The organism is Winogradskyella sp. (assembly GCF_028282165.1).
Lineage (GTDB): Bacteria > Bacteroidota > Bacteroidia > Flavobacteriales > Flavobacteriaceae > Winogradskyella.
This window is the reverse complement of the sequence record NZ_JANQIM010000006.1, coordinates 26848-41010: the sequence shown is the minus strand read 5'-3', so window position 1 is coordinate 41010 and position 14163 is coordinate 26848. Positions and strand designations below refer to the sequence as shown.

The window sequence follows — 14163 nt, the reverse complement described above, 5'->3', positions numbered from 1 at the left end:
CAAACACAAAAACAGCTAAAGCTTTACAAGTCATATGACCTAATGGAAATCGGGTCAAGGGAGGAGTCAAATTTTTCATAAGGGTTGGATTAATTAGTCAACATTACAAAGGTGTGCTAATACGACACACCAACACATACCCAGTAACGGGTATTTTTTAAATGTCATTAACTAAGGGAAGGGATTTTAAAGATAGCTCTAAGCAAACTTATATCAAAATAATCCCTGATAATTTAAAGGATATGTGTAAGGAATAGTAAGGTGCCTAGCTTAAGAGTTGTCATTTTTATTAACACTGTAAAATAACAAGAGGCCATTAATGCACACCAAAACCAAAATAATATAGAGAAAGATCATAGTTGCTTTTATTATAGAACAACTTAAAACCGTAAATCCCTAAACATAAAATGAGTTTTAACACTTTGCTACTTATTGTAGATGGGTATTTTAAGGGCAACAAAGAGGTCTGCAGTTTTAGAACTATTAGATAAGAAGTTGCTAAACACAGATCCAGAGCCAACACTTAGTGGTCCGAGTCTAAAGCCGCCACCAACAACGACATCTTCAGATTGTCTAAGGCTAACAGGGAGATAAAAACCAAACCATTTGGTTTCATATCGAGGGGAGAGCGTCAATACATTAGTAATCGTATTACTGCGTTCAACACGTCGCTCGACCAAGGATACATCAGATTGTACACTCACAAACCATTTTTTGGTGAGATGGTAGTCGACTAGGATATGCAAAGCAGTCGGTAATTGAATTCTGGCATTTTGATTATCTGCGGTACTATCGTAATTATTATCCAAAAATTCCTCGATATCTTCTTGAAAAGTCGTTGTGCTTACCGAAGCGTTTAAATTATAAGAGGTGATTTCTGCTTGATTGTAATTAATAGAACCAATGTCAGTGACTGAAACGCCAACTTTTAAGGTATAAGGATTTTGTAATTTAACGTCGTCTTCGGCAGTGCTTGCAGACCATGTATATATAAATCCTAAATCCAAGCCCAAGCCATACTCTAAGTTATCAAACAAGACATTGTCTCTGTCAAAATCCTGTGTTTTCCCATAATTTAAAAACCCTCGTGTTTGTAGGGTTTCGGTATTACCAATAAATTCGCCCTCCAATCCCGGACTACTCGCAAAAAGCCCACCTGCGCCTAGTAAATACTTTAGGGTGATTCCACCTGTCAATTCGTGCTGACTTTTTTTTAATAATACCCGACCATAAGACACACCAATCTCTGTCCAGGCATGGACCGTTCCAGAAAGGTTTTGGGAGTCGAAACTAAAATCCTCATCATTTTCAAATTGATCGACTAAATTTTCATAGAGTTTGCCGTTGATTTCACTGAGATTAAAAAGACCACGGACTCTTGTGATGACACCTATGCTACTCTTGTCATTCAATCTAAACATGGCCGATGGCCCCAAAATATCAGCATTGGCAAAAAAGTCATTATTGTCATTAGGAAATCTATCGGTATCGTCATCAAATGTAAAAACTTCATCAGTGCTTATAAGGCTTCCGACATCGATGCCAAAATAGTCGCTTCCGCCAAAGGCACTTACAGACGCGATATTAATATCTGTTTTTTGATAGGTGGATATAATCATAGCCGGATTATAACTTACGGCATGAACACCCGCATAATTGTCTACAGTATAGCCTAAGTAATTCTGACTCCAACATGGAAACAATAGGAGAGAGAAAAGCACTGTGAGGCTAACGACTTTATATGTTGTTAGCATTTGGTTGTTTGGTTAATAGTCTCAATGAAGTTAGTAAATTTTGACTGAATTCAGCAAATAAGAGATTGTAAATGTCTAAGACATAGAAACTGAGAGACTATTTTAAGTGCAGAAAAGTTGTGTGAAACAACTAGAGAGATTTAGGTCAAAAGAAACTTAACGGCAGCGATCATACCAATAAAACCGATAAAAGCAATCAGTATCCAAACCGTGCCCTTGTAGTAAGCTTTGTGTATCTTTTTGTCCTTACGATATTGGTAAGCAATAGCAATCACAAATGCGACAAAAAATAAAATTGCAAAAATCCATTGACCTGTAGAAAACATTAGCGTATTTTTATACGAAGATACAAATTTAAGCACTAACAAACGAAACTCTTATGCAAGACAAAATCAATGCTGTAAAGGCATTCCACACCGCTTTTAAGTTAGGATATCTAGAAACTCCAAAAGCCAATTTGGGATTAGAAAAAAATATGCTGCGCTACAAACTAATGCGTGAAGAAAATGAAGAATATCTTGAAGCTGCCAATGATAATGATCTGGTTGAAGTGGCAGATGCCCTTGGCGATATGCTCTATATTCTTTGTGGAACGATTATTGAACATGGTCTACAACATAAAATAGAAGAAGTCTTTGAGGAAATTCAACGCAGCAATATGAGTAAGTTGGGTGAAGACGGTGAACCAATTTACAGAGAAGATGGCAAAGTTCTAAAAGGTCCAAACTACTTTAAACCGCATATAAAAGAGATTTTGGAAAAATAATTAAACCTTTGAAACTCTAAAAGTATATACTAGTTTCACCTAACACCTAACACCTAACACCTAACACCTAACACCTAACACCTAACACCTAACGAACTTCATGTCTCCAACCATGCTTATCTTCGGATAGATTATGCTGAATGTCCATTAAGGTCTTTTTAAATAAGGATGCATAAGCATTTTCAATCTCTGGAATTTCAAAAACATCACCACCATGTTCAAAAGCTGAAACTGGACTAATAACTGCGGCAGTACCAGCACCAAAGATTTCTTTTAAGCTGCCATCTTTTGCAGCAGATTTAATTTCCTTAACGCTTACACGTCTTACTTCGTAATCTATACCCAAGTCTTCTGCAAGTTGAATCACACTCTTACGTGTTACACCATCCAATATACGATCGTTGTTTGGAGCCGTTATTAATTTATCACCAACCCTGAAAAAGATATTCATCGTGCCAGCTTCTTCCAGATATTCGTGGGTGGAAGCATCGGTCCAAATGATTTGCTGAAAGCCTTTTTCTTGTGCCAAACTTGTCGGGTAGAATTGCGCGGCATAATTGCCAGCCGCTTTAGCAAAACCAACACCGCCATCAGCAGAACGGCTATACTTTTCAGCAAAAAGTACACGTACAGGCTCATTATAATAGGCCTTTGCAGGCGAACAAATAATCATAAATCTATAGGTCGCTGCTGGTGAAGCTGAAATTGCAGGTTCTGTCGCAATAACAAATGGACGAATGTAAAGGGAGTTACCAATGCCAGGTTTAATCCAATCACTATCTAATTTTAGCAAGGTTTTCATCCCTTCGAAAAAGTAGGATTCAGGAAATTCGGGAATCGCTAATCGGGCTGCAGACTTATTAATTCTCTTAAAATTTTCGTCAGGTCTAAACAAAAAGATATTGCCATTAGCGTCTTTGTAGGCTTTCATACCTTCAAAAACTGCTTGACCATAATGAAATACTCTGGCAGAGGGCTCTATTGTTAGGGCCTGATAAGGCATAATTTTAGGCGGTTGCCATTTACCATCTTCAAAATCGCAAATAAACATATGGTCAGTGAAGACGCGACCAAATATTAAATTGCTAAAATCGACAGAATTGATTTTAGTGTTTTCGGATTTTACTACAACGATTTCGTTAGGGTGAATTTCTGCCATCAAAAGAGCGTTTTAATTTTCTGCAAAAATACAAAATCAAAGCGGTTAATAAAAGGTAATATTGGCTTAAATTTCGTAAATTTGTAATTCGGAAAAATCAATTGAAATACATATAAAAATGAAAAAAATAATTTATCTATTAGCCGTTGTAACTCTAGTATTTTCATGTAAAAACGAGAATAAAACAACAGAAGAAAAGGTAGAAGAGATAAAGCAAGAAATCGCGTATGCATCGTTCGGGATGGAAATCAATGATTCAGATGCCCTATCTTCCGAGCGGATGATGGTGCATTACAAAGGTTTAAAAGCTGGTGATACCGTTAATGCCAAAATGAAAGGAAAAATCATTGATGTATGCTCTAAGAAAGGTTGCTGGATGAAATTGGATATGGGAGACAATAATGAAGTCATGGTGAAGTTTAAGGATTATGGGTTTTTTATGCCATTAAATGCTGAGGGCGAAGTTGTGGTAAATGGTAAAGCTTTTGTGACCGAAACTTCAGTAGATGAACTAAGACATTATGCAGAAGATGCAGGAAAATCTGAAGAAGAAATTGCAGCCATTACCGAGCCTAAATTCGAATACCAATTTCTTGCTGATGGTGTCCTTCTTGAGCAATAAGCATTTTACAATTTGTGTCTTTTTGCTACTCTGTTTGAGTTGTCAACAAAAAGCTGAACAAAAAGAGCCCGAAGCTGATGCTAAACCCGAATTGGTAATGTATAAGCCTTCGGAGATGGCAAATTTTATGAACGCCTTGTATGCTTATAATTTACAGCTAAAGCATCAAATCGTTAATGGGGAAGTGCCAACAACAATGCCATTGGATTTGATGAAACTTCACTCTGCCGAAATGAGCAAGGGTCATCAGAGAACAGCTGTTTGGAACAATTTTGTGAATGTGTTTATCGAATCACAGCAAACGGTTGTTGATACATTGTCTAATACTGAGTTGAAAGCACGTTACAATGCTGCGATTAACAACTGTTTAGCTTGTCATAAAACTGAGTGTACGGGACCAATCCCTAAGATTAAGAAACTACTGATTCAATAACTAATTGAAGCGAAAGATCATCACCACTTCCGATGGTTCAAAGACCATTCAGATTGAAGATTGGAACGAACAATACCATTCCATCCACGGTGCCATACAAGAAGCAAATCATGTGTTTATAAAACATGGTTTGCTTTTCTTCTGTACTGAACTCGATTCAGTATCTCATGAAGGCTCTCGTCATCCTGAACTTGCTTCAGGATCTCATCCCATAAATATCCTCGAAATAGGCTTTGGCACAGGACTCAATGCTTTCCTCACTTTAATACAAGCAGAACAACTTAAGCAGAGCATCAATTATGTTGGCGTAGAAGCTTACCCTGTAGAAGCTGATGAAATTGAACAACTGAATTATGTAGCATTGATTTCCCAAGCACATCAAGCGCAATTTGAACAATTGCATCAAGTTACATGGGAAGAAAGACATAAAGTCTCATCTTATTTTCAACTCGAAAAACAACAAAAGTTCTTTAGGGATATTAAAGACGAAAGTGTTTTTGATATCATTTATTTTGATGCTTTTGGCGCACGTGTGCAGCCTGAACTCTGGACTGAAGGCATATTCAGCATTATGTATAAAGCTATAAAGGATAATGGTGTTTTGGTCACCTACTCAGCCAAAGGTAGTGTAAGACGTGCTATGGAAGCTATCGGTTTTACGGTGGAACGTCTTCCAGGCCCACCAGGAAAAAGAGAGATGTTACGAGCGCGCAAAATCTAACCTTCTTGTCATGATATTCTGATGCATCAATGGTGTCATTACGAGGAATTCTGACTTTTTTGTCAGAATGACGTGGTAATCGCAGTTAAGTTTTACTTATCGTCACTTCGAGTGTCCTGACCGTAAGCGTGAGGATATATCAAGAAGTATTTAGGAGCACATGAGTTCTCGATACAAATTTTGCTCTTTACAATCGCAAAATCCACTCAAACTGACATTGTATAGTAGTTAGGGCTTCTTTGTTGTCACTTCGAGTGTCCTGACCGTAAGCGTGAGGATATATCAAGAAGTATTTAGGAGCACATGAGTTCTCGATACAAATTTTACTCTTTACAATCGCAAAATCCACTCGAACTGACATAGTACAGTAGTTAGGGCTTCTTTGTTGTCACTTCGAGTGAAATCCCATTTTTGGGATTTTTTATCGAGAAGTCTTTTGATTAACATGGTTCTTGATAGTCCTATCTGAGCAAGTCTAAGTGTAAATTTTACTCTTTACAATCGCAAAATCCACTCAAACTGACATACTATAGTAGTTAGGGCTTCGTTGTTGTCACTTCGAGTGTCCTGACCGTAAGCGTGAGGATATATCGAGAAGTCTCTGGATGTGCATATGTTCTCCACATAAATTTTATCTACTTGTACATTCAAAATCCACTCGAATTGACGTTTGGGTTTTGCAAACGTTAAATCCAAACTAAAGTCTCATCTTAGGCCTACACCTTATCGTATCTTTACACCATGGAACACCCAAAAACCGTTTTAATCACAGGAGCAACAGGGCTCATAGGGCAAGAGATTGTAAAGCAATGTCATGCAGAAGGCATTAACGTCCATTACTTAACGACGTCTAAATCCAAGTTAAATACAGAAGCCAATTACAAAGGCTTCTATTGGAATCCATCTAACAGTGAGATCGATCATAGTTGTTTTAAAGATGTGTCTGCTATTATCAATTTGGTAGGTGCTTCCATTTCCAAGCGTTGGACTAACGCCTACAAAAAAGTGGTTTTAGAAAGTCGAACCAAAACCGCACAATTGCTCCAAAAGACGATAAAAGCCCATCATTATACCATTGACCATGTAGTATCGGCAAGTGCGATTGGGATTTATCCAACGTGCCACACGCATTATTATGAAGAAACCCATGATGAAGTCTCCAAGTCATTTTTAGGAGAAGTTGTAGAACAGTGGGAAGCAGCCGTGGATGGCTTTAAGGACTTAGGTATTAAAGTTGCTAAGATTAGAATAGGTTTGGTCTTAGCCAAAGATGGCGGTGCTCTGCCCGAAATTGTAAAACCGATAAGACTAGGCGCAGGTGCTGCTTTTGGTGATGGTAAACAATGGCAAAGTTGGATCCATGTTGAAGATTTAGCCAGTATCTTTATGTATGTTTTAAAGCACCAACTCGAAGGTATTTACAACGGCGTTGCACCAAATGCTGTGACCAATAAAGAGTTAACTAAAGTAGCTGCCAATGTGTTGCAAAAGCCCTTGATCTTACCCAATATCCCAAAATTTGCAATGAAACTTGCTTTAGGCGAAATGCACATGTTGTTGTTTGAAAGTCAACGTGTCAGTTCCCAAAAAATAGAGAATAAAGGCTTTCATTTTAGCTATGCTAATTTAAGACCAGCGTTGGAGGATTTGTTGTTGTGATTAAGATAGATCCAAAGATTTAGTTATTTTATCAAAAACTTTTAGAAGTTTATTCCTATTATTTGATTTTAAAATAAGTTCATTATAGCCTAATGACACTAATTCTTCGGCAATTAAAACTTTACCTGGAAATTTTATACCTTGAACTTTGCATTGATCCTCTAAAAACTTTATTGACCCATTATTAGGTATATTTGAAGGCTTTAAATTCAAAGTGTTCTCTTGAAATTTGCTTATGATAGAATTTGTGGCTTTTAACAGTACTTCCTTATCTATAAAATCCTCTAGGATATGATTTTTTGGCAACGAAATAATCTTGTTGGGCCTGAATTTAGCTTCAATTAGTTTTTTCTTGATTTTTTCTCCTCCGTTGTCTCCATCCACAATAAATGATACTCTAGAAGCTTCTAAATCAAGTTCTTTACATTTCTCGATGGATATAGATGCTAAACCAGGTGCTATTTGAAAATCTAACTCATTAGTAAGTGTAGCTTCTCTTAGAAGTCTTGGTAGGAGTATTGTATCGGAAGGACCTTCAGCAATTAATGCTTTTCTAGTAAGTGAAAAAGCAATAATATTCGCGCCCATTGCGAGCAAAATTGGTGAAAAGCCGGCTGTGTTAGACCAAATGGAATTTTTAATTTCACTCTTAGTGGTTTCTTTCTGATTTTCTTTAATTGGTTGAATAACTCTAATCCCTGTTCCCAAATCACTTGGGAGACATCCAGCGGAGTGAGTAGAATAAAATATTGAATTTACTATTTTTTGTTTTTCAAATAGCTCTACAATATCAGCTTGAGCAGCATAATGCAAGTGTATCTCTGCTTCATCAATTAAAAGAATTAACTCATTATGTTTATCATTGTTTAATGCAAATGCCAATAAAGCGATAAACTGCTTAAGACCATCACTACGGTCACTAATGTTATTATATGAATTAACAAACCTTAGCAGAATTCTAATTTCATTATTTTCTAGCTTAATTCTTGGAAAAACATCAGCTTGATTCCAGTATGAATTATATTTTGATTTTAGATTTAAGTTCCCATCTTCAATAATTGACTCTTGTAAACCAGAATCTCCATTTTGTATGGCTTCCATCAACTTTTTGTTTTCAATTTCCGCGACTGAAAAAAGATTTCTTAATGACGGTGGTGGATTTTCAATCTCACTAAAAGAATAGGTCTCTTTTAAATCTCTATTTTCCTTATCAAAGAATACTATTTTTGGTCTCTTACTTGATAAATACTCCATGAACATTTGTTCAGGATGTTCTTGAGATTCTTTTATCATTAGGTCCTTCAATGATTCAAGCAGTTGAAGAGGTCTTTTATTTCTGCTTTTGGGAAGAGTTTCTATAAAATCTTCGAGATCATTTTTATATTGATTTAGATAGTCAATAGTTTCAGTAGTTAAGTTTTCATCAGAATTATGTAATTCTTGTATTATTTCATCAGAATAGTCTAAAAAAGTGTATTCAGGTTCTTTAGCAGCATAATCCCCTTCTGCTATGATATGTTTCTCTAGCTTTGATTTATAATAACTGGACTTTATTAACGATTTAATTATTCCACTTGACGTTTTTCTTAATTCAATATTTCTTTTAATCTCAGCCGAAAATGAATAAGTAGTTTTTCCATTTACAGCTTTATATCTGCTATAAAATTTTGGATTTCCAACACCATTAAGTTCTTTAAGTTTCTTTAAATCATCTTCCTCGATCGAGTAACAGAGTTCTATGACGTCGTGATCATTATCATAATTCTCATCTCTGGATAATTGTTTGTGCTGAAACTCATCTTGGTTTTCTGTACTAGCTAAAACTTCAAAAAAGGAACTCTTTCCAGACTCATTAGGTCCAACAAAAGCTATTAACTTTCTATCTAGGTTAACCGAGGCTTTTTGAAACCTTTTGAAGCCATGTATTTTACAATACGCTAATCTCATTTATTATAACTATAACTTAAATACAAAGAGTAAGAATTTTTTGAAATAAATTCATTTTTGAATTAATTTTTAAAATTAAGAAAATAATAAAGTAAAATAATAGGTGTACTGCTAATATTCAAAATAAACAAAAGAAAAATAGACTATTTTAAATAAACATTCGTCACCAACCGTTCCACCGTAGGATGGTCGTTACCACCAGCAGGTTCTATGGTAATGTTTAGGGATTCGGCATGGTCAATGTAGTTCATGGCCATAAGATTGGTGTCTTTAGAGATGACCCCCATATTAATCATTTCGCCTTCTATATCAGCCCACATTTGGTAGTCGTGCTCAGCATCAAGTTGCGGTAAGCGTTCCGTATTAATCACCACGGATTTGGTGCTGTGATTCACGTAACTCACCACTTTTCCTTCAGGCATTAAAGCATTGCCTTTTAAGATATACTGCTCTGTATCAGGATGAACAATAGCCGCATATAAGTATTGGTTAGCGTTCAGCTTTTGGTTAAGGCTTTCAATGGTGGAATTTAACTCGGTATTGTTAGTTTCGACGGTCTGTAGTTGTTGTTTAGTGGTATTCAACTCATTATATAACCAAAAACTGCTGACCAATAAAAACGCAGCTATACTAGCGGCAATTCCGAAGTAGAATTTAGTCTTGTTAGGTTGCATTTCAACAACTTTAGGTGCTACAGAAGAAGGTTTTATGTTCTTTAGAAGTTGTGATTTTATAAATGGTGGAGGAGTAATAGCATTTTCGAGGCCGAGGGTTTCAAAGTCTTGTTCCAATTGGTCAAAATGCACTTTGAGTTCAGTATCAGATGCTAAGGCCTGCTCAATCTGTTCGCGTTCTTTAGCGTTGAGTTCTCCAAGCAGATATTGCTCTAGTAGTCCATTTTCTAATATCGTTTTCTTATCCATCATCACAGCGCATTTAGTATTAGTAATAGTAAACTCAGCATTTTGGCATAGCTGTCTCGCAATTGTTTTAAGGCCTGCCGCACATAAGACTTAAATGTCCCTAAAGGTACATCCATAACCTCATGAGCTTCGCGATGTGTCATACCTTTAAAGTATACCAATTCAATAGCTTGCTTATGATGCGCTTCGAGCTTTGTTACGGCACCATTAAGCTCTAAATATTCAGTATCTATACTAATAGCATCTTCTTTTTGATTATATACACTAAAATCATCGGTTTGGATGAGGGGATCAGTTTTCCGCAGTACATTTAACACTTTATTCTTCGCTATACGATACACCCAAGTATAAAAACGACCTTTACTGGCATCATAACTTTCGGCTTTTTCCCAAACCGTCATAAAAGTATCCTGTAAAAGGTTTTGGGCTTTGCCTTCATCTCTGATCATTTTTAAGATGACGCTATAAATGGCTCCAGCATATTTATCGTAGAGTAATGATAACGCACGCTCATCCTTTTGTTGTAGTTGTTGAATAAGACGGTTATCGTTTTGCATTAATGTTAAAGATTTCCCAAATATGAGGCTTTGCTCATCCAGTATAAACAAGCCTGTGTAAATATAAACGAAAGCACTTCAAAAATGAAATAAGTGCGAGATAGTTTAACCAAAAATTTAAAAAAATCATGAAAAAGTTAGTATTTGTTTTAACAACCGTAGTTGCCTTAGCAATCTCACAGACAACAAAAGCACAAACCATTGTTGAAGTTGCTGTAGGTAACGAAAATTTCTCAACTTTAGTAGCTGCATTAAAAGCTGCAGATCTAGTTGAAGCCTTACAAGGCGAAGGTCCTTTTACGGTATTTGCACCAACTAACGATGCCTTTGCCAAAATTGACAAAGAAACGTTGGCCAACTTATTGAAGCCAGAAAACAAGAAGACCCTAGCTAAAATTTTAACTTACCACGTCGTATCTGGGAAGTTGATGGCCAGCGATGTTGTTGCTGCCTTAAAGAAAGGAAAAGGCAAAGTAGAGGTAGAGACACTAGCCGGACAAAAATTAACCGTAAAGCAAAAAAATGGAAAAATCTGGTTGAAAGACCAAGCAGGCAATTACAGTGAAATCACAGCGACAGATGTAGCAGGAAGTAATGGTGTGATTCATGTAATTGACACCGTAGTAATGCCTAAATAATGGTTTTAGTGTTAATAGTTAATAACGCATTACTACAAGGCTATTAATCGATAATTTGGTTGATGTTGATTGATTAATAGTGAAGCAATTTTTAGTTATAAGAATTGCTATGGAGAAGAAAAGCACTTACAGAAATGTAAGTGCTTTTTGAGTTTATTAGTGTTGTCACTTCGAATGTCCTGATCCCGATAGCTATCGGGACCGTTGGGGTGTATCGAGAAGTCTTTTTTAATTAAACAGTTCTCGATACTTTATAACAGCAGATCAAAATTTAGTGATTTTTAAGCCTTTGTCGCTACTAAGTTTATTTTTAGCTCAATATCATCGTTAATAAACTTATCACCTAAGTTGTCAAAGAATGATTTAGAACCGTACTTAATATTCCACTTAGAGCGGTCTATGGTAAATGCTTCACTTGTTAACGTCATGTTGTCGCCATCAATACTTGTTGTTACAGGGATACTGATGTTGTTAGTGGCATCTTTCATTGTTAAATTACCAGATAACATGGTTTTTCCTTCTACAGTTTCTAAACCAGTAACTTCAAATTTAGCGTGTGGGTAAGTAGACACATCAAAAAAGTCAGCACTAGTTAAGTGGCCTGTTAATTTAGCATTACCTTCTTCTTCTGCAGGAATGTCCGTAACCTTAATAGTACCCATGTCAATGACAAAGCTGCCACTTTCAACAGTACCATTATTAACTTTAACGATACCTTTTCCTATAGATATAGTACCTGTGTGTGATCCTGTTGGCTTAAAGCCTTTCCATTCAATAGTAGATTTTTCTGTATCGGCCTTAAACTTTACAGCAGTGACCTCTGCTACAGCCGCTTTTTCTGCTTCTGTAGTTTCAGCTTCTTTAGCTTTGTCTTTACAGCTAGAGAACGCTACGAATGCAACTAAAGCAAAAATTTTTAAAAATGATGTTTTCATGTGAGTGTTTTTTTTTGAATTTGTTTCTGAGTCGCAAAGTTAATCATATCCTAGCCCAAAGAATGATAAAAAAATGTTAATGACATTTTGACATTTTTATAATAATGGCAGTACTTTTGCACATCTAAATCGAAGATTTAAATTAAGTTTCAAAATAAAACTCACAATGAGTAAAAAAGATAAGAACAAAGAGGTTGAAGAACCACAGGTGGAAGATACAGCCACAGCTACAGCAGAGGCAGAAGAACAAAAAGAAGAAAAGTCTGCTGAGGAACAGTTGCAAGATCAGTTAGCCGCGGAAAAAGATAAGTTTATGCGTTTATTCGCTGAGTTCGAAAATTATAAAAAGCGAACCAACAAGGAGCGCCTAGATTTATTTAAAACAGCAAGTGAGGGTGTAATGTTGGCGATGCTTCCTGTATTAGATGATTTTGAGCGCGCTTTAATGCATATTGAAGAAGATAAAGAAGCAGAAGAATTGCGTAAAGGCGTATTACTGATTTACAACAAACTTCTAAATACGTTAGAACAAAAAGGCCTATCTAGGATTGAAGTAAACAAAGGCGATGCCTTTAATGCCGACGACCATGAAGCCGTAACACAAATTCCAGCGCCAAGTGATGATTTGAAAGGTAAGATCATTGACGTTGTGGAACGTGGCTACAAGCTTGGGGATAAAGTTATCCGATTCCCAAAGGTGGTAATCGGACAAGCATAAAAACTTTTGATTTAACTCGTCAGTTCGAGTGTCCTGATCCCGAGCTATCGGGACCGTCAGGATGTATCGAGAACAATTATAAAGATATCACGTAAGACGTGACATAAGATATGAAAGAAGATTATTACGACATATTAGGAGTAAGCAAGGATGCTTCTGATTCAGAGATTAAAAAGGCTTATCGCAAGATGGCTCTAAAGTATCATCCTGATAAAAATCCGGATGATAAAGAGGCAGAGGAAAAGTTTAAAAAGGCAGCCGAGGCTTACGAAGTATTAAGTAATCCGGATAAGAAAGCACGTTACGACCAGTTTGGGCATCAGGCCTTTGAAGGCGCAGGTGGCTTTGGTGGTGGAGGTATGAACATGGAAGACATCTTTAGCCAATTTGGTGATATCTTTGGTGGTGCTTTTGGAGGCGGTGGTTTTAGCGGCTTTAGTAGTGGCGGACGACGTATGGTTAAAGGAAGTAACCTGAGAATACGCGTAAAGTTATCTCTAGATGAAGTCGCCAACGGCATTGAGAAGAAGATAAAAGTAAAGCGTAAAGTTCAGGCAAAAGGCACTACATACAAAACTTGTACAACTTGTAATGGAACAGGTCAAGTTACGCGTATTACTAATACCATTTTAGGAAGAATGCAGACTGCCAGCACTTGCCAAACGTGTGGAGGTACTGGGCAAATCATAGATAAAAAACCAACAAATGCCGATGCTCAAGGCCTTATTGCTACCGAAGAAACAGTTTCCGTTAAAATACCAGCAGGTGTTGTTGACGGTATGCAACTTAAGGTTACAGGAAAAGGTAATGATGCGCCAGGTAATGGTATTGCAGGAGATTTATTAGTTGTTATTACTGAAGAAGAACACCCAACCTTAAAGCGAGAAGGCGATAATTTACATTATGATATGTATGTGAGTTTGCCTGATGCTGTTTTGGGAACTTCTAAGGAAATAGATACCGTTACGGGCAAGGTAAGAATTAAAATTGAAGCAGGTGTGCAATCCGGAAAAATTCTAAGGTTGAGAGGAAAGGGAATTCCGAGCATTAATGGCTACGGTAAGGGCGATTTACTGGTTCATGTAAATGTTTGGACACCAAAGACTTTGAATAAAAAGCAAAAGGAGTTTTTTGAAAACATGAGAGAAGACGAGCATTTTGAGCCAAAACCAGAAAGTTCGGATAAATCTTTTTTTGAAAAGGTTAAAGATATGTTTTCATAAAAAAGCGTCTGTTAAATAAAAAATACTATCTTTGAATTATCGCTAATGCTTATTAGCGGTAATTTTTCTTTTTCATAGCAATTTTTTCCCATCCTTATCTAACCATAA

The 14163-nt window shown here is 36.5% G+C and carries 15 protein-coding genes; 8 read left to right on the top strand and 7 right to left on the bottom strand.

Translation table 11 applies throughout. The features are described 5' to 3' along the window. Positions 1-425: 425 nt before the first annotated feature. On the bottom strand, positions 426-1754 hold the full coding sequence (locus Q0972_RS03420; RefSeq protein WP_299362621.1) for a DUF5723 family protein: 1329 nt from the start codon (positions 1752-1754) through the stop codon (positions 426-428). A gap of 140 nt (positions 1755-1894) precedes the next feature. After that, a complete protein-coding gene (locus tag Q0972_RS03415) occupies positions 1895-2080 on the bottom strand; it encodes a hypothetical protein (RefSeq protein ID WP_299362619.1) in 186 nt (61 codons plus the stop codon). Between the two features lie 53 nt (positions 2081-2133). Between Q0972_RS03415 and Q0972_RS03410 the strand changes: the two genes are divergently transcribed. Further along, positions 2134-2520, top strand: a complete 387-nt coding sequence (locus Q0972_RS03410) for a nucleoside triphosphate pyrophosphohydrolase family protein (protein ID WP_299362617.1) — start codon at positions 2134-2136, stop codon at positions 2518-2520. 88 nt (positions 2521-2608) lie between these two features. On the opposite strand, the gene Q0972_RS03405 is transcribed toward Q0972_RS03410, so the two are convergent. Then, positions 2609-3679, bottom strand: coding sequence for a branched-chain amino acid aminotransferase (locus Q0972_RS03405; RefSeq protein WP_299362615.1), 1071 nt, complete (start codon positions 3677-3679; stop codon positions 2609-2611). A 118-nt stretch (positions 3680-3797) separates the two neighbouring features. Between Q0972_RS03405 and Q0972_RS03400 the strand changes: the two genes are divergently transcribed. From Q0972_RS03400 to Q0972_RS03385, 4 genes are all read left to right on the top strand, one after another. Then, positions 3798-4301, top strand: a complete 504-nt coding sequence (locus Q0972_RS03400) for a DUF4920 domain-containing protein (protein WP_299362613.1) — start codon at positions 3798-3800, stop codon at positions 4299-4301. A gap of 34 nt (positions 4302-4335) precedes the next feature. Then, on the top strand, positions 4336-4734 hold the full coding sequence (locus tag Q0972_RS03395; RefSeq protein ID WP_299362610.1) for a hypothetical protein: 399 nt from the start codon (positions 4336-4338) through the stop codon (positions 4732-4734). Positions 4735-4738: 4 nt separating this feature from the next. Next, complete coding sequence (gene mnmD / locus Q0972_RS03390; RefSeq protein ID WP_299362608.1) at positions 4739-5455, top strand: tRNA (5-methylaminomethyl-2-thiouridine)(34)-methyltransferase MnmD; 717 nt, start codon at positions 4739-4741, stop codon at positions 5453-5455. A gap of 741 nt (positions 5456-6196) precedes the next feature. Beyond that, positions 6197-7114 carry a TIGR01777 family oxidoreductase gene (locus tag Q0972_RS03385; protein ID WP_299362607.1) on the top strand — a complete coding sequence of 306 codons (918 nt, stop codon included), beginning with the start codon at positions 6197-6199 and terminating at the stop codon, positions 7112-7114. On the opposite strand, the gene Q0972_RS03380 is transcribed toward Q0972_RS03385, so the two are convergent. From Q0972_RS03380 to Q0972_RS03370, 3 genes are all read right to left on the bottom strand, one after another. Continuing rightward, positions 7115-9061: an AAA family ATPase gene (locus Q0972_RS03380; RefSeq protein ID WP_299362604.1), complete on the bottom strand. Its 1947-nt coding sequence runs from the start codon at positions 9059-9061 to the stop codon at positions 7115-7117. Between the two features lie 143 nt (positions 9062-9204). After that, entirely contained in the window at positions 9205-9987 is a 783-nt protein-coding gene (locus tag Q0972_RS03375) for an anti-sigma factor (protein WP_299362602.1), read from the bottom strand. Beyond that, positions 9987-10541: a sigma-70 family RNA polymerase sigma factor gene (locus Q0972_RS03370; RefSeq protein WP_299362599.1), complete on the bottom strand. Its 555-nt coding sequence runs from the start codon at positions 10539-10541 to the stop codon at positions 9987-9989. The genes Q0972_RS03375 and Q0972_RS03370 overlap by 1 nt, the downstream gene beginning before the upstream one ends. A gap of 128 nt (positions 10542-10669) precedes the next feature. Here Q0972_RS03370 and Q0972_RS03365 point away from each other — a divergent pair, with 128 nt between their 5' ends. Continuing rightward, a complete protein-coding gene (locus Q0972_RS03365) occupies positions 10670-11179 on the top strand; it encodes a fasciclin domain-containing protein (protein ID WP_299362596.1) in 510 nt (169 codons plus the stop codon). 281 nt (positions 11180-11460) lie between these two features. Here the strand turns inward: Q0972_RS03365 and Q0972_RS03360 are convergent, their stop codons facing one another. Further along, a complete protein-coding gene (locus Q0972_RS03360; protein WP_299362594.1) occupies positions 11461-12114 on the bottom strand; it encodes a YceI family protein in 654 nt (217 codons plus the stop codon). Between the two features lie 166 nt (positions 12115-12280). Here Q0972_RS03360 and Q0972_RS03355 point away from each other — a divergent pair, with 166 nt between their 5' ends. Beyond that, the gene (locus Q0972_RS03355) at positions 12281-12832 is read left to right on the top strand and encodes a nucleotide exchange factor GrpE (RefSeq protein WP_299362591.1); all 552 of its coding nucleotides are present in this window, start codon (positions 12281-12283) and stop codon (positions 12830-12832) included. A 110-nt stretch (positions 12833-12942) separates the two neighbouring features. Beyond that, positions 12943-14055 carry a molecular chaperone DnaJ gene (dnaJ, locus tag Q0972_RS03350; RefSeq protein WP_299362589.1) on the top strand — a complete coding sequence of 371 codons (1113 nt, stop codon included), beginning with the start codon at positions 12943-12945 and terminating at the stop codon, positions 14053-14055. Positions 14056-14163 lie beyond the last annotated feature (108 nt).